The organism is Clostridium pasteurianum BC1, from assembly GCF_000389635.1.
GTDB classification, from domain to species: domain Bacteria; phylum Bacillota; class Clostridia; order Clostridiales; family Clostridiaceae; genus Clostridium_I; species Clostridium_I pasteurianum_A.
Genome location: NC_021182.1, coordinates 2,569,698 through 2,592,714, shown reverse-complemented (window position 1 = coordinate 2,592,714; position 23,017 = coordinate 2,569,698). Strand labels below are relative to the sequence as shown.

Here is a 23,017-nt window from a genome sequence, read left to right as displayed (position 1 = left end):
TTTAATGACGTTAAAAATTCTATATAAATCTTAAAAGGTGTACTTATCAATAAATCTTGTTTTAAGATAAAACTAATTCCTTTAAAAAAAGAGAACACGCAGTGTTCTCTTTTTTATTTACCCTGCTGCATTTGTCTTTGAACTTCTTCAGCAAAATTTTCCTCTATTTTCTCAATACCTTCGCCTCTTTCAAATCTTGTAAAAGCTGATATAGTTATAGGAGCACCAACTTCTTTAGATTTTGCTGCAAGAAGCTTTGAAATTGTTAAATCTGAGTCTTTAACCCAAACTTGGTCAACAAGACAAACTTCTTTAAGATATTTTTTTATTCTACCTTCAACCATTTTATCAACGATTTTTTCAGGTTTTCCCTCATTTAAAGCTTGAGTTCTGTAAATTTCTCTCTCACTATTCAAGGCTTTAGTATCTACTTGATCTTCATTTAGGAAAAGTGGATTAGCTGCTGCGATTTGCATACATATATCCTTTGATAAATCAAAAAGTACTTCACTCTCTTTTTCACAGGAAAGTTCAACTAATACTCCGATTCTTCCACCGCCATGGATATAACTTTGAACTACACCCTTTGCTGCATTATACTTAACAAATCTTCTTACATTCATATTTTCGCCTAGCTTAGCTATTAATGCTGTAAGTGTATCTTTAAGTGTGGTAGTATTATCCACTATATATTTTTCATCTAATAATTCTTCTACATTAGCTGCTTCCGTTGTTGCTGCCATTTTAGCAGCATTATTTGCTAATACTACAAATTCTTCATTAGCTGAAACAAAGTCAGTTTCACAATTTACTTCAACTATTGCACCTGATTTTTTGTCTTCACTTAAATATGTAACGATTAATCCTTCAGCAGCAACTCTTCCTGCTTTCTTAGCAGCTGCAGCTAAGCCTTTTTCCCTTAATATCTCAATAGCTTTATCAATATCACCATTTGCTTCTGTTAATGCCTTTTTACAAGCCATCATTGCAGCACCTGTTCTATCTCTTAATTCTTTAACTAAACTTGCAGAAATCATTTTTATTCCTCCGATCATCTTCATTCATTATAAGTAAATGAAGAAGTAAACTTCTTCATTTATAAAAACATAAAACTATTCAGCTAATTGTTCTCCCTGTCTTCCTTCTATAACCGCATCAGCAATCTTAGCTGTTATTAATTTAACTGCTCTGATAGCATCATCATTACCAGGTATTACATAATCAACTTCATCTGGATCACAGTTTGTATCAACTATAGCTACAACTGGTATTCCTAGAATTTTAGCTTCTGAAATAGCATTTTTTTCTTTTCTTGGATCTACTATAAATAAAGCTCCTACTCTATCTTGGACCATACTTCTAATACCACCAAGATTTTTAACTAGCTTCTCTTCTTCATTTTTCAAATTAATAACTTCTTTTTTGGGTAAGACTTCAAAAACTCCATCTTCTTCCATTTTTTGAATTTCTTCAAGTCTATTTATTCTTGTTTTGATTGTCTTAAAGTTAGTTAACATACCGCCTAACCATCTGTTATTTACAAAGTGCATACCGCATCTTACAGATTCTTCTTGAATTGCTTCCTGAGCCTGTTTTTTTGTACCTACAAATAATACATCTTTTCCTTCCTCAGAAACGCTTTTTATAAAATTATAAGACTCATCAACTTTTTTAACTGTTTTTTGAAGATCAATGATATATATACCATTTCTTTCTGTGAAAATATATGGAGCCATTTTAGGGTTCCATCTTCTTGTTTGATGTCCAAAGTGAACACCAGCTTCTAATAATTGTTTCATTGATATAACAGACATAATTCTACCTCCTAGTTTTTACCTCCATCACCTTCATGTCTGCAAGTTACCCGAGGGCACCAGCTTGCAAATTAGATGATGTGTGTATTTTTTCCTTTTGTAGTATAACACATAGTATTTCTATATTCAACATTTTTTATAAAAAATAAATGAGATGATTGAAATCATCCCATTTATTTTATTTTTTTCAATTCATCTAATAATTTATCATTTAATATTTTAATATGTGTACCTTTCATACCAAGGGATCTTGATTCAATAACACCAGCACTTTCAAATTTTCTTAAAGCATTGACAATGACACTTCTAGTTATTCCAACCTTGTCCGCAATTTTAGAAGCAACCAGAAGACCTTCAGTTCCTTCTAATTCATTAAAAATATGTTCCACTGCTTCCAATTCAGAATAAGATAGAGTTCCAATAGCTAATTGAACTACAGCTTTCTTTCTAGCTTCATATTCAATTTCATCATGTTTAGACCTCAATATCTCAAGACCCACTATAGTAGAACTGTATTCAGCTAAAACTATATCATCATCATCAAATTGATTTTCAAACTTAGCCAGAACTAATGTACCTAGTCTTTCTCTATTTCCAATAATAGGTACAATGGTTGTGATTTTATTATTTAAACCACAGAGATCATTTTCATTAAAAGTACATTTACCATCAATAGGTATATTTGCTTCAGTTTCATGAACATTCATAAGTTTATTATTATATAAATCAGCAAATTTCATATTGTCAATAACATCATTTTTCAATACCTTGCATTGAAAACCACTTGATAAATTATATCCTAATATTTTTCCTTTTCTACTTATTATATACACGTTAGATGCTAATACTTCACTTAGAATTTCACATATATCATTAAATACAACTGGTTCAGTACCTGATTTTTGCAGTATCTTATTAAGCATTCTTGTTTTATTTAATAGTGTAGACATATGGTGTTCCCCCTACTTTCAACTATGTTTATATGAATATCAATTTTATATCCATATAATTAATGTTGGGAAATCTGTATAAAATTTCAGAATAATTTTTAATATTCCGAATTGTTAAACAACCCCTCTTGTTATAATATCATAGTGTTTTTTATTTTTCAACTGAAAGTTTATTATATTCGACAATACTTAACATAGTATCACTGCACTACTAATTAATTTTATTTAATGAAATTGTATATACAGAATTCAAATTAAGTTGTTTCATTAAATTTTTTATTTTTGCATTCTTGATTTGAGCACTCAAGATAATTTCCCTTTGTTTTGTTATATTTTTTTACCATGTAGGAACCACATTTATTACATTTCTCATTAGTTGGTTCAAACCAACTGACAAAATCACAATCAGGATAATTACTGCATCCAAAAAATTTTCTTCCCTTTTTACTTTTTCTTACTAATATTTTTCCACCACACTTTGGACAAGCTACATCAAGTTCCTGCACTATTGGTTTTGTATTTTTACATTCAGGATACCCTGGGCATGCTAAAAAATCTCCAAAGCGTCCATGCTTAATGACCATAAATTTGCCACACTTATCACATTTGATATCTGTAACTTCGTCTTCAATAGTAATTTTTGATACTTCTTTTTCTGCAATATCTATGGAAACTTCCAAAGGCTTATAAAATTGGTCTACTACATTATTCCAATTTTCTTTACCTTCTTCTACATTATCCAATTTGTGTTCCATTTCAGCAGTAAACTCAATATCAATAATCTCTTTAAAGTATTCACTGACAATATTATTTACTATATTTCCAAGTTCTGTTGGATTTAATGTCTTCTTCTCTCTTTCAATGTATTTTCTGTCAAGAAGTGTAGAAATAATTGGAGCATAGGTACTTGGTCTACCAATACCATTTTCTTCAAGAGTTTTTACTAAAGAGGCCTCAGAAAATTTTGCCGGTGGTTGAGTAAAATGTTGATTTCCTTTAATTTCTTTTTTATATAATATATCATTTGCATTTAATGCTGGAAGCTTAATATCATCATCATCTTCATCAGAAGTATAATTGTAAACTTTCATAAATCCAGGAAATTTAATACTTGAACCTGTGGCTCTAAAGGAATATATTCCGTTTTTTATGATTAAAGTAACTGTATCCACAATGCAGGATGCCATTTGACTTGCCATAAATCTGTTCCAAATTAAGCTGTACAATTTAAACTGATCATCTTTAAGACTTGACCTGGCCTCTTCTGGGGTAATATTTATATATGTAGGTCTTATTGCTTCATGGGCATCCTGTATATTTTTTTTCCCCTTAAAAATTCTAGTAGTTTTAGGCACAAATTCTTCTCCAAAAATAGACTTAATATATTCTTTGGCATTATTTTGCGCCTCTTCAGATATTCTCACAGAATCTGTTCTCATGTAAGTAATTAAACCAACAGTTCCATGGCCCTTTATTTCAATCCCTTCGTATAAAATTTGAGCTATGGACATAGTTCTTTTAGTTGAGAAATTTAATCTCTTATATGCATCCTGCTGTAATGTACTTGTAGTAAATGGTGCCAGTGGATTTTTATTCTTAGTAGATTTTTTAATATTATCAACTATAAATTTTTCTTTTTCCAATTCTTTAATAATATTATCTGCTACTTCTTTAGTTCCTATAGAAATCTTTTTATTATTTGCTGAATGAAGTTTTACCAAGAAAGGTTTATACTTTTCATTTTTGCTTAATAAGCACTCTATGGACCAGTATTCTTCAGGTTTAAAATCATTTATGGCCTTTTCACGATCACAGATCATTTTTAATGCCACAGATTGAACTCTTCCAGCACTTAACCCCCACTTTACCTTTCGCCAAAGTATAGGACTAATCTTATAACCTACTAATCGATCCAGTACTCTACGTGCTTGCTGTGCATCCACAAGATTTAAGTCTACCCTTCTCGGTTTTTTTATTGCAGACTTTATAGCATTTTTAGTAATTTCATTAAAGACTATTCTACATTTTTTATCTTCATCTATTTTTAAAACTTTTGCCAAATGCCAAGATATGGCTTCTCCCTCTCTATCAGGGTCAGTAGCCAGAAATATTTTATCGCTCTTTTTTGCCCTTTTTCTAAGTTTATCTAAAAGTTCACCTTTTCCTCTTATTGTTATATACCTAGGATTGTAATTGTCCTCTACATCAACACCTAAAGTACTTTTTGGTAAATCTCTAACATGCCCCATTGATGCTTCTACAACAAAATTATTTCCTAAATACTTACCTATAGTTTTTGCCTTAGCTGGTGATTCTACAATAACTAAATTTTGTCCCATCTTATCCCCTCCAAAATTCTGTCTTTGTATAATTTAAAGTTATTATTTCATGATTTAAATTTTATTGTTAAATTTAACATAATAATTACCACTTAAACACATAATTTCATCTTTTAGTTGCATTTCAAATAATAACTCATAAATTTGTGATATGTCAATATTAGTTAGCTTTATGATATCATCTATATGTACTGGCACATCACTAATTACATTATAAATTTTTTTTTCTAAATTATTCATAGTTTTTTGATTAGTATTAACTTTTTTACTATAATTTATAGACAATAAATTAAATATATCTTCTACAGAAGTCAAGGGAAATGCCCCATCCTTAATTAATTTATTAGCTCCTAAACTATTTTTAGAAAAAATCGAACCCGGTACTGCCATCACATCTTTACCTTGATCTAAAGCAGCGCTGGCAGTAATTAAAGATCCACTTTTTAAGTTTGCCTCTATTACTATTGTGATTTTACTAAGTCCACTAATAATACGATTTCTAATGGGAAAATTATAACTAATTGGCTGCGTACCGGGTACAAATTGAGAAATTATACAACCACCTTTTTTTAATATACTATCGTATAATTTTTTATTTGACTTTGGGTATATAATATCTATTCCACATCCAAGTACAGCACAGGTAAATATATTGTTTTCAACAGAATATAAATGAGCATAATAATCTATTCCCATAGCTAAACCACTAATTACATTTATATTATTGCCTGTAAGTTCTTTTACTATTACTTTAGTTACATTTATTCCATAGGTGGAACATATCCTAGATCCTACTATGGAAATATTTATGGAACTGTTTAATTTTTTTATATCTCCTTTGTAAAAAAGCGCAAAAGGCGAATCATCGTATTGCTTTAATATTTCCGGATAATCATCTTCTATAAATGTAACCATTTTTATGTCATTTTGGAAAATTAAATTTTTAACAAGCTCAATTTTACCTTTTTCCCACTTGGGTTCTATGATAAATTTGTTTAAACTAGAATTATATTCATTTACAGTATGATACCATATTTCTTCAGTAGTTTTAAATCTTTTTATTAAATTTATTTTTCTTTTATTGCTAATATTAAGCAAAGTAAACCATAAATCATAGTCATTCATATAAAACTCCTTTGCATTTTAATTTTTATGTAATTGTTTTTATATTATGAAATTTAAATTTTTCTATCCTTTGCTTTACATTTTTTTAATTAACATAATTTTAAATATGTTAATTAAATTCTATTTATAAAAGCTTTAAAAACTTACACCTAGAAAAATATTAGTGATCCCTTTTAAATAAAAAATACTTGCTAAATTTAATAAATCACCTAAATTTGAAAGGCATTTTCTATTAGTCTCACAGAAAAATTATTATCCTTCCTATTTAGCAACACTTCTACAACATCAAATCTAAAATTTAAATTTAAAATAGAATTTTTCATTATGTAAAATTCAGCAACTCTATATATTTTAAATTGCTTTTTCTTATTAACAGCTTCACTAGGTGAACCATAGCTAGTTTCATACCTAGTTTTTACTTCAGTAAAACATAAAAATTTTTCATGCTTTGCAATTATATCTATTTCTCCTATTTTACATCTATAATTTCTCTTTAATATTCTATAATTTATACTTTTCAAATATTCTGCTGCTACATCCTCACCATAAGTTCCTATTTCCCTGTTATATCGCTGCATATATATCTCCTATAAATGAATCTTTTTTTAGTTTTATTAACAATAAGGCATATAAAAATAAATAACAAGGCAAAGATGCGACGTATATTTTCAATCCAACAAGGAAACAGGTTCTTCTGATAGTTGATCTATCAGAGGGTTCTGTTGACGCAGTAGGACTTACAATAGACTAGCATAATGACTTAATTATTTTTTGAAGATGCCTAAATACTGATAATAAAATTTATAGCCAAATAATTTAAATATTATACTTAAAATGAAGAAATTTATCCGATGACTATCCCATATAATACTTCCATCTCCTTTCAAAGTAAAAGTAAAGAGTGGATACTTCCCCGGATAACGATTTACCCTAAAGGACAAAGAGTTCTAAGTATCATAAATACCGATACTTAGAACTCTGCTAGTAAGCATCAGAGGTCATAAACAAAACTCCATCTGATGCCAAGAACTCTGTTTATAAGTGCTTATATTTATAAAAAACTGTCAATACTTAAATCTAAGAGGTGATTACATGGCATTACAAATAAATGCAGCCACATTTACCGGTATAGAAGGTATTACAGTTAATGTTGAAGTTGACATATCAAAAGGGCTGCCTGCTTTTAATATAGTAGGGCTTGCTGATATATCCGTAAAAGAATCTAAAGAAAGAGTACGATCTGCCATAATAAATTCAGGCTTTAATTTCCCAATAAATAGGATAACAATAAATTTAGCACCTGCAGATTTAAAAAAAGAAGGAGCTTTATTTGATTTACCTATAGCTATTGGAATTTTAGCAGCAACTCATCAAATAAATATGGATTCCATAGATAAATATATTATAATAGGAGAACTGTCTTTAAATGGCTCCTTAAAAAAAATTAAAGGTGCACTACCCATTGCAATAAAAGGAGTTAGAGAAGGGCTTAATAAGATTGTAATTCCAACTGATAATGCTAAAGAATGCTGTATGGTTAAAAATTGTTCCGTCTTTCCATTTAGTAATCTATCCCAAGTGGTAGATTATTTTAAATATAAAGATTTATTGCCCTTTAAATATGAAGAAATTCCTACACCTAATGATTCTACATTAGATTTTAATGATATAATAGGTCAGGAAAGTTCTAAAAGAGCTATTGAAGTAGCTGCTTCAGGTGGGCATAATATGATACTTTTTGGTCCTCCTGGGTCAGGAAAAACAATGTTAGCTAAAAGACTCCCAAGTATTCTTCCTCCTCTAAATTACGATGAATCCCTAGAGGTAACTCAAATATACAGCGTATCCGGAAAGCTTGAAGATAATAATTTAATATTTAAAAGACCCTTTAGAAACCCACATCATACAAGTTCTCAAATAGCTTTAGTGGGAGGTGGCGCAAAACTCATTCCTGGTGAAATTTCACTAGCACATAACGGCGTGCTATTTTTAGATGAGATTTTAGAATTTAAGAAATCAGTGTTAGAGGTACTGAGGCAGCCTTTAGAAGATAGAATTATAAAGATCTCAAAAGCTACAGGAAATGTAACCTATCCCTGCAACTTCATGTTAATCGGCTCTCTAAATCCTTGTCCGTGACGATAATACCTTGGACAAGTTCCTAATAAAAAAGCAATTAGATTATAAAAATAATTATATATATGTAGAAACTCATTCTGCAGCATACAGAATTAAAAAATCGAGAATAGAAAAAAATTTATCTTTAAAAGAACTATCTTCACTGTCAGGAATTAGTTACAATTATATTACTGCTTTAGAATCAGGAACATTTAAAACAAATTTCAAAGTATTAAAAAAGTTATCAAAGACTTTGGACAAACCTATTGCATATTTAGGATATTTTGAAGATATGCCTGAAGATAATTTCACAGATAAACTAAAGAAGGCTAGACACTATCACGGAGATACTAAGAAAGATTTGGCTGATAAACTTGGAGCCAATGAATGTACAATTAGATATTGGGAAAATGAAAAACAAGTTCCTTCAATTAAGTATATAAAAGTTATTGAAGAGTATATGGAAATCTTGCACAAATAAATTTTATTTCTACATTATAAAAAGGAGTAACTATATAAGCTACTCCGTTTCCTTTATCAATTTATAATATGTTATTATTACACTACTGTAATATTGCATCATCCAATCATACCATATATCGCTATCATAATTTTTATTTTGTTTTAAATTATTATGCCTAATATCAAAATTATTAACAATTTCAAAAATAAGCTTATCATGATCATCTTTATTAACTTCATATTCACTATTCAAAATACTTTTCAATTGTTTACGAAGTGGTTCCAATATATCAGCTAATGTACTAATCCCTTTTCTCTTAAATTCTTTAGTCGAATCAAATCTGTAATATAACTTTATTGCGGCCTTCATTTTACTCATTACATCATCAGGTAAAACAGTAGCTAAATCTTCTGAAAACATATTTTTTATTGGACTGTTAACATTTACAGTTATAGTTCCACTATTTTGTTCTAAATAGTATCCATCCGAGTAAAATTTGAGTATATTATTTATTTGTTCTACAAACATTTTTTTTACATCAGTTTTTAATATTTGATGCTCATAATCATATTCTGCAATTTTATCATACAAAATTTCAATAACTGTAAAAAGCTGGTCTTCTGTATAGTATTCATAATATTGATATATAGGATATATGTCAGAACTATGCAATGCGTTGAGAAAAAATATTTCCGGAGATGGGTTCATTAATGGAGATATTATCTGTTTTTCTTCTTCTTCCCATCTCGATAATTTTTTCCATACCCCTTTTTCTGCAACATCAAAACAATGCTTATCATTAAAGTACTTGTATATTTTATAAAAATATTCTCTCAAAGTATTTAAATCCATATTGTATCCATTATCTAATAAACCATTACGTTCTGAGTAATATTTCATATAATCCCCTTCTTTCATATTTATATTTTTACTCATTTCTACAAAAAACAAAAAAATCCTCCATTTTACAGTAGAGAATTTAAATTATTTATAAATGAATAAAACTCTAACATATGTCAATAATATAAATAAATTTTTCATTATTCAACTTTATCTCAAAAGGTGTGGTCTTAGGGCTACATCTTTTTTATGTAAGACAATTGAAATTTGAAAACATTTACAGTATAATAATATTGTGGTTTAACACTCCACAACTATCTATTTAAGATGTACCTTAGAAGTGCATCTATTTTTTATGTATAGCTTATATTGTTGTGGCAAATATTACCTATTCAAATATTATTATCAAAGTATTATTATAAATACAAAGATGCTCTTATTTAAAAACCACACAAGTAAAAAAGCAGATGTAACGATGAAATATCTTTGCATCTGTTTTTTATTGTTGAGTACATTTCAAGTATCTGTCGACAATTTAACTACAATGAGAATTCTCCATGAAATCTCATTTATAAAATATTGAAAGGTACACAATACTTATATATGTACCTTTTTACTGCTTGTACATATAATATATAGTGTAAAATATATCTTGCCATAATCCCCTTTAAGTAGAATACTGCTTATTAATTTTCACAAATATCACTCCATGATGTGCCCTTGTGGTGCATCTTTTTACAGTGTATTGAATAGTTTATATAGATATTCTAATAATCATAAAGGAATAATTTGCATGTTTAATAAAAATTCAATTACAAATAATACATACTGAAATAAATTTAATGGAGGTATAAACATGAGAAAACTTTCTGAAGCAGAGGTTTTGTCTTTAACAGGCGTATTAACAATGGAGAAAGATGGTTTAGCAGTAGCGAAAGCTATGAAAGCTCTTATTACTGATGAGGAAATAAAAAAACAGGCTGATACTGGAATATTAGCTGCTGAGGGTAGAATAAAGGGTATACAACAGTTTATTAACGAAAATCATGTAATAGAAACTAAGGAGGTACAATAATATGCCATCATTATTAGAGAATATTACAAGAAAAACTTCATCAATAAATGATGAAGTTATAACTAATAGCATGCTTGCTTCTGCAACAGCTTCTGCAAATATGTATCTTAATGCAGCCCTAACAAGCTCAACTCCAGAATTAAGGGCAATGTATTCATCTAGTTTAGGTCAGATTATTACTGGGCACTCTATACTCACAGATCTTGTTATAAAGAATGGCTGGGCACAACCATATAATGCACCAGTGCAACAACTATCTAGTTCCTATGAAAAATCAACAAATGAGCTTCAAGCAAAGTAATAAATATTTAAAAATAAAGTTATATGTATAAACAATTAAAATATGTCAATAATATAAATAAATTTTTCATTATTCAACTTTCTCTCAAAAGGTGTGGTCTTATGGCTGCATCTTTTTTAGTATTGCATAAATTAAAAATATCTGTAAATAATATACCTATAATGAAACTTTTTTCATTAAACCTCATTATAAAGTTTTTCTAAGTTTACCAGCCAAAGAAAGGTACGCAAATAATGTGTACCTTTCTACTGTTTTCTGCATGCATATATTATAATTATGGCTTATATCCATAAAATTAATCCTCAATAACATTAATGCATTGAAAATGATTATTTAATCTCCTCACAATTTAATATTGAAAAAACAAAATACTAATAGTATAATTACTTATGATTTTTTACATTAATTTTCATAATCAAACTCCATCTAAAAGATGTGCCCTCCAATCAAACTACTCCTTTTCTTTAATATTCTTGTCATAAAAATCTTTAAATTCTTTAAATAAGGATTTATCTAATAAAAACCTATTCTCTATTAATTCCTTGTCTTTCTCTGTTAATTGATAAAATATCACTTCATTATGTCTATTAACTATAAAAGCAGATAGAATAATATTGTCTTTATCAGTAACAGTAAATTTACTAAATACTTTTGATGCTATAGGTTCTATAATTGATAATCTTTCTCGTAATCTTTCTTTAGATTTATTTATAACATCAACGCTATCATCATTATCTGCTAGTTTAAAATAATTAGTTACACATTTAACATTCTTAAAATCTATAATTTCATTACAATTTACGCATGGTTCTTCATTCCCTTGTCTATTTTTATATATACATTGTTTGCACCTTATTGCTGCCATTTATTTTTCCTCCTAGTAGATATATAAGTAGATTTTACCATAGGAGAGCTTAAACAAAAGACATTTCGTTTAATTGCATACATTTACACCAATAGTAAAAATTTAGATAATGGTAAAAGGAGTAACTATATAAGCTACTCCTTTTTACTTGAATAAAATTCTAACTTCTGTATATAATTATAAGTGTTCATTATTCAAGATCCAATTTCATTTTAGATGTAGTTCTTAGAGCTACATCTATTTTAAGTATGTATAGATTATATCGTTATGGCAAATATTACTATTGAAATATTATTATCAAAATATTATTATTATAAATACAAAGATATCCTTATTTAAAAAACCACACAAATAAGAAAGCAGATGTAACGGTGAAATATCTTTGCATCTGCTTTCTTATTATTTAATACATTTCAAATATCTGTCGACAATTTAACTACAATGAGAATTCTCCATGGAATCTCATTTATAAAATATTGAAAGGTACACAATATTTATACGTGTACCTTTTTACTGCTTGTACATATAATGGTAGTGTATCATCTCCTTTAAAATTAATTAGACTATATTTTATCTCTCCCATATGGGATATTAAAATACTATTTTAGATGTGCCCCTTATTGCGGTGCATCTTTTTTATTTTGTACTAATAAAATCTGGAAATACTGCTTAATCCAAGGTACAATAGTTTGTGTAAATTAATATGTATTAGTAGTAAGATAATACGTATCAATTCATAGAAATAAAGATGGGAGATTATATTATGGCACTTACAAGCATTTTATTATTGATTTTCTTAATATCAATAATATTATTAGTAATAGGTTTTGTAACGAAAAAGAAACTATTAAAGATTATTGCTATTATTTTTATTATTATTGAAATTGTATTTTTTATCTTACTTATTATATGGATAGGGAAAATGTGATTTAGAAATTAATGCACATTCTTATTCATAGTACGACTTAAAATTTAAAAATAAAGCCTAGAACTAGTTTTTACGCTAATCCTAGGCTTTATCCTGTATTAAGAATCATTCATTGGTATAGACAATATTATTATGCCTAATTATTTTTGTATTATACTATTACTTTTCAAGGAATTAACTTCCAAAACAGTACCTTTAATTATATTAAATATTTCATCATCTGAAAGGCCTGTCTTGTTTTTAATGAGTTCTAATACTTTAGTATGTTTAAGAGCACCTGCCCAGTTGAATTCTCTGCCTAACTGCTCTACTGTCTTAACTGCATTTTTTATTATAGCTACATCTTTATTGTAAAGTTCTATACCCATAGTCTGCTTAATGGCTTCTTTCTGTTTGTTAATTAAATCTTGCTTAGAATCCAGGAAAGCTTTTACTTGTCTTCTTCCTATCTCTAAGATAGTGGCAACCCCAGCGCCTATGATTGGGATTATTATTTCATTTATAACTGTTTGACTTAACATTTTACATTCCTCCAATTTATTTAACTAAATCTTTTTCTATTTCTTCAAATGAATCACCAGAAGTGAATCCTGTTATTTTGATACCATTAAAGGTTTTTAAAGTTAGATCATCATTATAGGCTTTTTTATAATAAGCAAATTTACTATCAAAATTCTCATTCTCATTAATAATAATCTCTGGCTTTGGAAAACCTTGCATTTGAATTTTTACACCTACATATTTTTTATCTTGTTGACTAGCTTCATAAAAACATTTTTCTAAATTATTTATTGTTAATTCCATTTCTCATTCCTCCAATATTTTTAAATTAAAAAAGAGCCTAGATTATCTAAGCTCTATACATTTTCATCTAACATTTTTGACCAGGTTACAGCTCCAACTACTCCATCAGCTACAAGCCCATGCCTTGCCTGCCAATTCTGAACTGCTACCTTAGTTCCATTGTCGAAAGTTCCATCTATTGTAGCACCTACACGCATTTGAATATATCTAGTTGCATATTCATAATGCGGATATGGTACTCCATCTACTGGCCTTGAATAAATATCTCCTACTGCTCCGGCTGTCTTTGTCCCCCAGATTCCATCCTGCGCAAGTCCCATAATGCCTTGAAATTCTTTTATAGCTGCAGTTGTTACTGGACCGTTAAAACTATCTACTATCAATCCCTTTTTCAGCAATGTATTAAGCTGCAATTGAATAATTCTTACTGATGGATCACCTTGCTGTACTGGTTGCGTTATTGCTGAAGCTGTCAAAACTACATTGTTAGAATCTATTAGCACATCTGAACTAAATAGGTCTACGTCTACATCTCCTGTCATTCCAGGTATTCTTCCAGTCCAACTATGTTGAAGCCCTGCATATCCTTTTGTATTGTTTGAATTGGCTCCTGGTTCTGCAATCCATATCTTGTTTTTAGGTAAATTTGATTGATCTGCTACATTGTGAGCGGCATATAGCAATAAATTAGCATTAAGAGCCATAAACTGTGCTACAAAACTCATATCTGGATTAGCTACCTCATAGTCCAATACTGGCTTTAAATCCTGATGATATTTGCTGATGGTATCAATAAAATGTTGATATTCTTGTGCTGGTATATTCCTAGCTGCAAAGTGGTAAAATCCTACCTTTAAACCTAAAGCTTTAGCAGCCTTATAAAATGTATCCGTTAAAGTATTTACATAAGTTAATCCTTCGGTGGCCTTAATATAAACTGCCTCCACCCCAGCATTTTTGATTGCATTCCAGTCTGTAATAAGTGTTCCTGAATAAATATCTATTCCTTTAAATCCCATAATAATTATTCCTCCCTTTCTATTCCATCAAGCCTTTTGTGGGCTGATTTTGCGCTTTCTTCAACTCTGGTAACTCTTTCTTCAATAAGACTAATTTTTGTGGCCTGTGACCTAAAATCTAGCTTTATGTCGCTTACATCTTTTCCAATATAGTCTAGTTTAGTTTCTAGCCTAGTGTTACAAGAAGCATCCTCTTGCACCCCCTTTTTCATATAGTTAAAAACACTTAAAATACCTACTATAGCACCTGTAACAGTGCAAAGTAATCCAATAGTTGCATAATTCATATCACACCTCCTGAATTTTTTATATTAAAAAGCACCCTATAATTAGGATGCATGATTAGCTTTTATTTACTTTTTACAGTTTTAGTGCTTAGGTCAATATAATAATCATCTTTATTTTTTATAATATATTTGTCATAATCAGCTACTATAAAATCCCATATTATTTTCATGTCTTCTTCATTTGAAGCAAAATAGGACATATCTTGCATTCCTGTGCAGAAAGCTGTAATTGCTCCTGTTTGTTTAGAATAAAATAAAGTTAATTTTGTATCCTCCACTTTTTAACCCCCTATGCTATTACCATAAATGTAATACCAAAATCTATCTTTGGTACGTTTGAAGGATTAGATATCTGTATTGCCTGACAAGTTCCATCAATACTAAATCTTGCATTTGGATAATCATAACCACTAACACCTACTTCATAAGTCTTTAATGCAAAACCATCTGCCAAGTTTTGCAAACTAGCGGCTTGAGCTGTCGCTGTAAATGATTTATTTTTAAATCTATTAGGTAACTGAATAGTTATTGACGTTGCAGTATCTGGTATAATTGCAACACCTGTATAAGCTAAACAAGTATAATCATACTCTACGCCATTAATAACTCTTTTAACTCCATCAGCACTAAATATACTATAAGTGGTATCACTATGAGTTATCTTTAAAATACCTTGGGTCAAATCAAAATCCACTGATCCACCCAATAAATGGCCTGCAATAATAAGATCTGCAACAAAGCCCTTACCGGTACCAAATGTACGCCAATCCCATTCTCCATCCACAATCTCTGAAGCGATCATGAATCCTTGAGTACCTAAAGCCATAGCACCATAGGTAGGACTATCTGGAATTTTATCTTCAAATAGAATCGCTTTTGCCTGTTGTTTCTCCGCAGAATCAGCCATAGCTCCCATTTGAGTTTTTAATAAATCCACATAACCTCGAAGATAAAATCCATTTAATTTTTTATCCTCTGTAAATACAGTATTCATATATTGAGCTACTCTTTGTAAACTAAGCTGCCTATCCGTAAGGTTTTCAAACTTATTATCTAAAGTAATTTGTGTATTTTGTGGATTCAATAGGTCTTTATCTATTTGTAAAATAGGAAAGGTTTCAAGAAAACCTAAAAATGGTATTCTAATAGTAGTATCTGTTCCTTCATGAAATCCATGAGGATCTAACTCTAAAGTACTTAAATCAAGAATATTATTAGTTAACTTATATACAGGAACATTGATTTTTTCTACAGCATCCTGAGCCTTTTGTAATAATACATTTGGGTCATCAATATCTGAGAATTGTAGATATTGTTCTATATATCCATATCCTGCATTTACGGCCTCGGTATTTTCTAAATAATCCTTTCCACTATTCACACTTTCAATGGTTAAATTATTTTTACCACTTACAATTACCCTCGTTGCTGTATTAGTTCGATCCTCACTGAAGTTATGATCCTTCATGTTTTTAGTTAATATAATGTCATCACTTTGACCAGGCAATTGTTGTAAATAATCTAAGTATCTAATATTATCTGTGGTTCTAACACATAAATAACCAACCTTTAGAGTATTAACCATTTTATCAATTAAACAATTTAAGCTATTCTCAAATTGAGTACTACAAGTAATGGTTCCTGGTACATCTACGGTTCCTAGTGTAAATTGTTTATCTGGCAAAACATGTGCATTATGATTATCTATTACTTTTTGCATGAAGTCGGTACAGCTAATGGCAATGATATCCCAAGCTCTAACTCTAGAGTCATTAAGATAGCCTAATTCACTTTCACATTCTACTTCTTTATAGACTTTACCATTTTGCATGATCTCAGTTGATAGTAACACTCTACCTTTAAACTCAACTTCTCCAGTATAAATATTATTTACATTAACAGTAGTTAATAAGTCAAAAATTAAATTATATCCAGGATTATTATAAGGTATAGTAAATGTTAGGGAATATACTTCTCCAGCCTTTTTAGTTTCATTAGCCTTCAGTAAATGTGGCGCTAATTCAGAAGCTATGGGTACATTTATGGCCGTTTTAGTAGTACCATTTGTTATTGTTATATAATAAATAATATCACCTCCTTTTAGACATGAAAAAAGGACTTAGAAATTAATCTAAATCCCTGAATTTGTTTATTAAATTTACTAATAATGGTATAATACATTTTTAATTGGTTACAATAATTAGCAAATAGTATAAATTACTATTGTAAATATTTTTGCAACAATCCTATTAGTATAACCTATTCACCACTTTTAAAAGAGTAGATATTATTATCTACTCTTTTATTTTAGTTAGTTCGTCATATCTTCCTATTGCGTGTTTCCATTTTTATAAGTTTTTATGGTGCAGTTACTGTCACTTTACAAGTAGCTGTTTTATTATTTTTAGTTTCTGCAGTAATAACTGCAGTTCCTGACTTTAAAGCAGTTATTTTCCCACCATACACCATTGCAACTGATTCATCACTACTCGTCCATTTTAATGTTTTATCACATGTTTCATCAGGCGTGAAAGTTGTGCATAAAGCATAAGTGTCTCCTACATTTAAATTTACTTGATTAGTATCTAAGGATATTGAATTTGCATTTACTATTTTTGATATTCCTACTGGTGCATAAACTCTAACCCAATCAACTAATGTAGTTAGTTCGTTAACATTAGCACTAGGTTTGTTATCCCAAGCTACTCCTGAGTTAATCATTAAATAATATGGTAGTTTAAATGAATTGTAATTATTATATGTTAAATCATCTAAGTTTACTGATCTTTTCAATACTCCATCAACATAAAATTTAATTGATTCCGGTGTCCATTCTACTGCGTATATATGCCATTCTGTTCCATTTACACCCAAACTAGTTCTACCAATTTGCTTATGTGTACTAGCATTATCACCGTAATGTAAGTTACATGCAGGGCTGCCAGTAGAATTAAATTCTGCTATGTCCATTTCTCCGCTCTTAGGCCATGGCACACCTATATTTTCATCGCTTTTACCATCAACTAATTTCTGAGTTCTATCATAATTTGCTCCTAATGTCCATAAAGTGGCGTATGAGCCTGGTACATCACTATACTTTATCCTTGCTTCAATTCTTCCATATTGAAACTCAAATAAATTATTTGTTTCAACAAATGCTGCTGACCAATTGTAGTTTGGATATGGGTTATTTTTTATTGCTTTTAGTACTAAGTTACCATTTTCAATATACACATTCTTACTTGGGTCTAGTGGGTAATACTGCCTAGGTGTTCCATTATCTAGATCTCTCCTTCCAAATACATAACGCCATTTGCTAGTATCTAAAGTTTTACCGTTAAATTCATCTGACCATACTAAAACCCTATCAGTTAAAATATCACTAGCATTAGCACTCGTTGGATCAATATTACTTTCAATTATTTTCGATTTGCTATATACAAATATAGCTGTTCCAATTGCAATAACAATTAAAATTGTTATTCCAAAAATTACTTTTTGATTTAGTTTTCTTTTAATAACTTCAACTTTATCATTTAGTGGATTATCTAGTTTATTGTCATATTTTCCGCAATTCATTAGTTCCCCTCCACAGTTTACATATATTATATAATATTACCACGGATATACTTAAAGTATTATCCATGGTACCCTTAGCTAAATATTTGTCGTTGTATTTACTTATTTTAAATATTTTCCTGTATTTTTCCATCAATATCTTTAATTTTTTTTAAATCTTCCAATGTACTTTCTTACCCTCTTTATTGCGACCAATTATCCTATTCTGTTTATATTGTTTTTAACTTATACAGTCAATGGATTTGTAGGAAAGGTTGAATTTGCACATCCTATACATGGATAATTTGATATAGTACAAAAATTCACTCCATTATTCCACTTCATAGTAGCACACACATTTTCACTGCCTGGACCCTGACATCCTATTGCTTTATAGCAACCATATATACCTGGTTCAGTTACCTGAGTTTGTCCCCTTCTTGGGCAATTTGAATGAATTGTAGTATTATAAAATTGATTAGGCGTATTATTGCTTCCTAAACCCGGCATTCCAGTTAAGATAAGATTAAGTAATGTTTGAACCATAACTGTTGGATGAACTGGACAACCTGGAAGGTTTATTACAGGATTAGTAGTAGTTTTACTAGGTAATACTGCTAGTACTGATTGACAAGAAGTACTATTAGGGCTAGCAGCTGATACGCCTCCAAAGGATGCACAAGTTCCTGCAGCTACAACATATTTAGCCATAGGGCCATATTTTAATACTGCCTGCTGCATTGTTAAAGGTGTTCCATTTTGCTCACCAATTACACAGTAGTTTCCACTTTCACCTGTTGGTATTGCACCCTCAACTACAAGTATAAACTGTCCATTGTAGGTATTTGCAGCTTGATCAAGAGTCTGAATAGCAGAGTCTCCCGATTGTGTCATAAGTGTAGTATCGTACTTTAAGCTTATCTTATTTAAAAGTACATCATCAATAGTAGTTGGATTAGTAACATTTAAAGTTGATATGGTACATCCTGAACATCCAGCTCCATTTAACCAGATGACTGGAGGATCTGTTTCTGCTGCAAGTACAGTATTGACTCTGCCCATATCTAAATCAAGATTTAGAGCTACTGCTGTAGCTACAGACCACTTTAGAAAGTCTCTTCTGCTAATTTTCATAGTAACACTCCTTTGCATTATAATTTCGCAAATTACAAAAATATATATCATCTATCAATTTCATATTATACTATATTCTTGTAATTTATATTAAATTTATATTACAATTGTATTAAACAACCGATTAAAATTAAAATGAAAAGTGACTAAAAATATTAAGTTCAATAATAGGAAAAATAAATTACTTCATACTTTTCTATTTAGACGTAGTAATGATAAAAATAAAATATTTTATAAAACACCATATCTTCCTATTATTCAATAAAATAAATAGAGAGTAGATCCACCACTCTCATTATATAAGATATTAGTAATTAACAAAGAATACGCTAATTTTTATTGTTATAGATAGGCGTTTCCTTTGAAGCAGCTCTGCATAACGACATTATTATGCAATCCACTAAAGCAATACTAGAGATAGATATTAAAAATGACATATAAAATCACCTCGTTAAACAATAGTTTCTCTTCCTTTTGCAATATTTTATTATAAATTTACACTTATATAAATATTTTCATGTATTTTCTTTTAACTTATACTCGATCAATTATCCTTTATAAAAAATATATCTACATGCGTTGATTTATCTAGCCTTGTCATACTTCATATTGCCTATTGTGAATTAAAATTAAGCCTGTCTCAATAAAATGTCTAATGAATTTTCTATATTCTTTTGGTTTTTTAATAATAGTCCTTTTAAATCTTTTAATGTAATAAATTCGTATCTTCTAAACAAAACATGAGTATATTTATCTTTAATTTTAACTGTTTTTCCGTTGTTTAGTCTTATAGTGGCTTTATAGCAATCATAATCATACACTAAATCAGTATTTTCCCAACGCTTAATATCTGTAACAACACCGAACATACCTTCATCTAAATTAGCTATCACTTCATGTATGTCAGTATTTTTAACAATGTTGAACGGAAATATTTTATTGTGATACACATATACTTTGTCACCTATGTTAACTGTTAATTGCTTGTCATAATTTTCATCATCTTTTAACATAACTTCACCACCAGTTATTATTTATCACAATAATAGCGTATATGTCATAATTTGTCTACCATTTTACATTATATTTCATAATTTTTTCCTATTTGAATTAAAATTTTGATACAACTATATATTTTTTTGCCTTATTTACTAAAATTCCCATAATGAGGTTGTTGAACACTTAGTAGCAACTTTTACATTGTTCTCTTTATTTACAATTTTACCCTTATTATCTAATTATAATGTATGCAAAAAAGCTTCAAACTTTGGCTTTACATATTCATGACCTATTTCATTCAAGTGTGATGGATCAGTTGATGATAAGCAATATTGTGTTCTAAAACTCTCTGACCTCATAAATACCCCACTATATCTACTTGCATCAAAGCAAGGAATTCCCCAACGCCCACAAATTTCTAGCTCTGCATCAGAATATGCCATCATGGCATCATTAACATTCCAGCATGTAATAAAGAATAATTTTTTACCTATATATTTATTTATAAGACCTTCACAGAGTATGTTTAATGCCCCTTTAAATGTACTTGGATCAGTATCCGTATTTGTGCCAATAGGTGCTCCCATGTTGTAATCATTTCTACCACCAACTACACCTATATAATCAGCATTATTGTCCATGTCAACATATCTTGTAACCATTGGCGTGCCACTTCCACCAGCTACTGTGGAAATTGTATTTCCATTTATACCGTAATTTCTATATGTCATGCCATATTTAACTGCTATTCTAGCATAAGATACTTTATCTGAACCTAATGTATGACCATAAACATAACTATCACCAATCATATTAAGTATTTTACCTCTCAAAGGAGAAGATGCAGTATCAATTGTTTTTGTCTTTAAGTTTTCTACATCAGCTTCAACAGCCAAAGGAACTGGATTGTTGTTCCAGTCGGTTAATATATATTTTCCACCTTCTGTCATTGTTACTGTCATGTCACTTGCACCATATGTTGGGTCCCATGTGAATGTTATTGTGTCATCCTCAACTCCATCAAGAAGAATTTTAATATCTTTAAATGAGTAGTCCGAAGGAAGGCTTACATTTGTTCCTTCAAGAAATATATATACTGTAACTGTTTGAATACTCGCTCTGGTTGCAATGACTGATAAATTCTTTTCTACACCTGTTGTCAAAGTAGAAAAATTACCAAGAACAAAATCAGTAGGACTATTATTGAAGTATATCTTTAATCTACCTTGAAATAAATTAGCATTTTTAGAAGTAATATCAACTCTAGCTTCAATAGTTGAATATGGCTTAGTAACTGTACAATTAAATTTCAGAGGGTAAGAATTTTCAAAAGTTCTACCGTTAGAAAATTGTGCTAAATTATCAGTAACTTTACTCTTTATTGCCTTTGAAACACTTTCATTTAAATTTAAAATATCAGTGTTTAAAGAATCTACATCTCTTTCTAATGCTAATTTATCACCTGTGTAGTTAAATGTACATGTTGCATATGCATTGCTGTATGCTTCATCTAAAACCGCAGTATATTCAGTTAAATTACCATTAATATATAACTCTAAATTAGATATTAAATAAGATGCTGGTAATGCAATATTACTTCCCCACGCATAAACAAAAACTACTATATTTGTAAATCCTGTGTCAGAATTGCTTCTCGTTACTGTTAGTTCTGTTTCCACACCACTTGTTATCGGAGTAAATGCTGGTGTTGTAAGATTAGCTCCTATTGTAGCATCAGTTCCAACTAGTAATTTTAATCTTGCTTGAGTAATATTGCTAGAATCGGTTTTAAACTTACATTTAGCTGTTATATTAGAAAGTGTTAATCCAGCAGGAATAGTATAAACAAATTTCATTGGATATGCATTTTCGTATGATCTAGCATTTGAAAAGCTAGCTTCAATATCAGATTGTATTAGCGTATCATTGAATAAATCTGGAGATAATTTTTCAATTCCTACTGCACCATTTGCTAATTTTATCTTTGTTATACTACCATCAGCAGGGACTGCATTTATTGGAGCTGTTCCGGCTATCTGTTGTAGTAAAGTATCTGCTAACATTGTTTGGTCTATCTTACTTAGATTTTTATTTATATCTGCAAATCCTATTAAGTTTTGTATATCCGACTTTGATAATTTTGAAATTAATTGAGCTGCTATAGTGATAAATTGTGAATCAATACCATCTATTCTATGACCTATTGTATCAAAAATTTGTCCCGTTACATTACTTTTTCTTCCAACTACTATTTCGGCATTGCTAGCTCCAGCATTAATTATGAGTTGTTCAACAATGTCGATAAAATCGGCTATTCCATCCCTTACTTCTTTAGCCGACTGTACTCTTATTGTATCTCCTAATGTTCCCATTATGTCACCTCTTTTCTATGTGTTTC

At 29.7% G+C, this 23,017-nt stretch carries 21 protein-coding genes and 1 pseudogene; 4 read left to right on the top strand and 18 right to left on the bottom strand.

Annotated elements, in window-relative coordinates; all coding sequences use genetic code 11:
* Positions 1 to 113: 113 nt before the first annotated feature.
* The 6 genes from tsf to CLOPA_RS12145 form a co-directional block, all read right to left on the bottom strand.
* The gene (gene tsf, locus CLOPA_RS12170; protein ID WP_015615737.1) at positions 114 to 1,037 is read right to left on the bottom strand and encodes a translation elongation factor Ts; all 924 of its coding nucleotides are present in this window, start codon (positions 1,035 to 1,037) and stop codon (positions 114 to 116) included.
* 75 nt (positions 1,038 to 1,112) lie between these two features.
* Complete coding sequence (rpsB, locus tag CLOPA_RS12165; RefSeq protein ID WP_015615736.1) at positions 1,113 to 1,814, bottom strand: 30S ribosomal protein S2; 702 nt, start codon at positions 1,812 to 1,814, stop codon at positions 1,113 to 1,115.
* A 173-nt stretch (positions 1,815 to 1,987) separates the two neighbouring features.
* The gene (gene codY, locus CLOPA_RS12160) at positions 1,988 to 2,764 is read right to left on the bottom strand and encodes a GTP-sensing pleiotropic transcriptional regulator CodY (protein WP_015615735.1); all 777 of its coding nucleotides are present in this window, start codon (positions 2,762 to 2,764) and stop codon (positions 1,988 to 1,990) included.
* A 254-nt stretch (positions 2,765 to 3,018) separates the two neighbouring features.
* The gene (gene topA, locus CLOPA_RS12155) at positions 3,019 to 5,103 is read right to left on the bottom strand and encodes a type I DNA topoisomerase (RefSeq protein WP_015615734.1); all 2,085 of its coding nucleotides are present in this window, start codon (positions 5,101 to 5,103) and stop codon (positions 3,019 to 3,021) included.
* A 54-nt stretch (positions 5,104 to 5,157) separates the two neighbouring features.
* A complete protein-coding gene (dprA, locus tag CLOPA_RS12150) occupies positions 5,158 to 6,228 on the bottom strand; it encodes a DNA-processing protein DprA (protein WP_015615733.1) in 1,071 nt (356 codons plus the stop codon).
* 209 nt (positions 6,229 to 6,437) lie between these two features.
* Entirely contained in the window at positions 6,438 to 6,806 is a 369-nt protein-coding gene (locus CLOPA_RS12145) for a YraN family protein (RefSeq protein WP_015615732.1), read from the bottom strand.
* Positions 6,807 to 7,320: 514 nt separating this feature from the next.
* On the opposite strand from CLOPA_RS12145, the pseudogene CLOPA_RS12140 reads away from it, so the two are divergent.
* Positions 7,321 to 8,364, top strand: a pseudogene (locus CLOPA_RS12140) (YifB family Mg chelatase-like AAA ATPase); the annotation flags it as partial.
* A 13-nt stretch (positions 8,365 to 8,377) separates the two neighbouring features.
* Entirely contained in the window at positions 8,378 to 8,827 is a 450-nt protein-coding gene (locus CLOPA_RS12135) for a helix-turn-helix transcriptional regulator (protein ID WP_015615730.1), read from the top strand.
* A 39-nt stretch (positions 8,828 to 8,866) separates the two neighbouring features.
* On the opposite strand, the gene CLOPA_RS12130 is transcribed toward CLOPA_RS12135, so the two are convergent.
* On the bottom strand, positions 8,867 to 9,760 hold the full coding sequence (locus CLOPA_RS12130; RefSeq protein WP_015615729.1) for a hypothetical protein: 894 nt from the start codon (positions 9,758 to 9,760) through the stop codon (positions 8,867 to 8,869).
* A 745-nt stretch (positions 9,761 to 10,505) separates the two neighbouring features.
* On the opposite strand from CLOPA_RS12130, the gene CLOPA_RS12125 reads away from it, so the two are divergent.
* The gene (locus CLOPA_RS12125; RefSeq protein WP_015615728.1) at positions 10,506 to 10,724 is read left to right on the top strand and encodes a hypothetical protein; all 219 of its coding nucleotides are present in this window, start codon (positions 10,506 to 10,508) and stop codon (positions 10,722 to 10,724) included.
* Position 10,725: 1 nt separating this feature from the next.
* Positions 10,726 to 11,025 carry a spore coat protein gene (locus CLOPA_RS12120; protein WP_015615727.1) on the top strand — a complete coding sequence of 100 codons (300 nt, stop codon included), beginning with the start codon at positions 10,726 to 10,728 and terminating at the stop codon, positions 11,023 to 11,025.
* Between the two features lie 451 nt (positions 11,026 to 11,476).
* Here CLOPA_RS12120 and CLOPA_RS12115 read toward each other — a convergent pair whose 3' ends face one another.
* The 11 genes from CLOPA_RS12115 to CLOPA_RS23770 form a co-directional block, all read right to left on the bottom strand.
* Positions 11,477 to 11,890: a hypothetical protein gene (locus CLOPA_RS12115; RefSeq protein WP_015615725.1), complete on the bottom strand. Its 414-nt coding sequence runs from the start codon at positions 11,888 to 11,890 to the stop codon at positions 11,477 to 11,479.
* Between the two features lie 1,068 nt (positions 11,891 to 12,958).
* Positions 12,959 to 13,339, bottom strand: a complete 381-nt coding sequence (locus CLOPA_RS12110) for a hypothetical protein (RefSeq protein ID WP_015615723.1) — start codon at positions 13,337 to 13,339, stop codon at positions 12,959 to 12,961.
* A gap of 16 nt (positions 13,340 to 13,355) precedes the next feature.
* Entirely contained in the window at positions 13,356 to 13,622 is a 267-nt protein-coding gene (locus CLOPA_RS12105) for a hypothetical protein (RefSeq protein WP_015615722.1), read from the bottom strand.
* Between the two features lie 53 nt (positions 13,623 to 13,675).
* Entirely contained in the window at positions 13,676 to 14,641 is a 966-nt protein-coding gene (locus CLOPA_RS12100) for a GH25 family lysozyme (protein WP_015615721.1), read from the bottom strand.
* 5 nt (positions 14,642 to 14,646) lie between these two features.
* Entirely contained in the window at positions 14,647 to 14,928 is a 282-nt protein-coding gene (locus tag CLOPA_RS12095; RefSeq protein ID WP_015615720.1) for a hypothetical protein, read from the bottom strand.
* Between the two features lie 62 nt (positions 14,929 to 14,990).
* Positions 14,991 to 15,206 carry a hypothetical protein gene (locus CLOPA_RS12090; protein WP_015615719.1) on the bottom strand — a complete coding sequence of 72 codons (216 nt, stop codon included), beginning with the start codon at positions 15,204 to 15,206 and terminating at the stop codon, positions 14,991 to 14,993.
* Between the two features lie 11 nt (positions 15,207 to 15,217).
* Positions 15,218 to 16,780, bottom strand: a complete 1,563-nt coding sequence (locus CLOPA_RS12085; RefSeq protein WP_041710877.1) for a phage tail protein — start codon at positions 16,778 to 16,780, stop codon at positions 15,218 to 15,220.
* A 506-nt stretch (positions 16,781 to 17,286) separates the two neighbouring features.
* Complete coding sequence (locus CLOPA_RS12080; RefSeq protein ID WP_015613743.1) at positions 17,287 to 18,507, bottom strand: family 16 glycosylhydrolase; 1,221 nt, start codon at positions 18,505 to 18,507, stop codon at positions 17,287 to 17,289.
* A gap of 225 nt (positions 18,508 to 18,732) precedes the next feature.
* Complete coding sequence (locus CLOPA_RS12075; protein ID WP_015615717.1) at positions 18,733 to 19,620, bottom strand: hydrogenase small subunit; 888 nt, start codon at positions 19,618 to 19,620, stop codon at positions 18,733 to 18,735.
* Between the two features lie 629 nt (positions 19,621 to 20,249).
* On the bottom strand, positions 20,250 to 20,633 hold the full coding sequence (locus CLOPA_RS12070; protein WP_015615716.1) for a hypothetical protein: 384 nt from the start codon (positions 20,631 to 20,633) through the stop codon (positions 20,250 to 20,252).
* A 225-nt stretch (positions 20,634 to 20,858) separates the two neighbouring features.
* Positions 20,859 to 22,991, bottom strand: coding sequence for an SGNH/GDSL hydrolase family protein (locus tag CLOPA_RS23770; protein ID WP_015615715.1), 2,133 nt, complete (start codon positions 22,989 to 22,991; stop codon positions 20,859 to 20,861).
* Positions 22,992 to 23,017 lie beyond the last annotated feature (26 nt).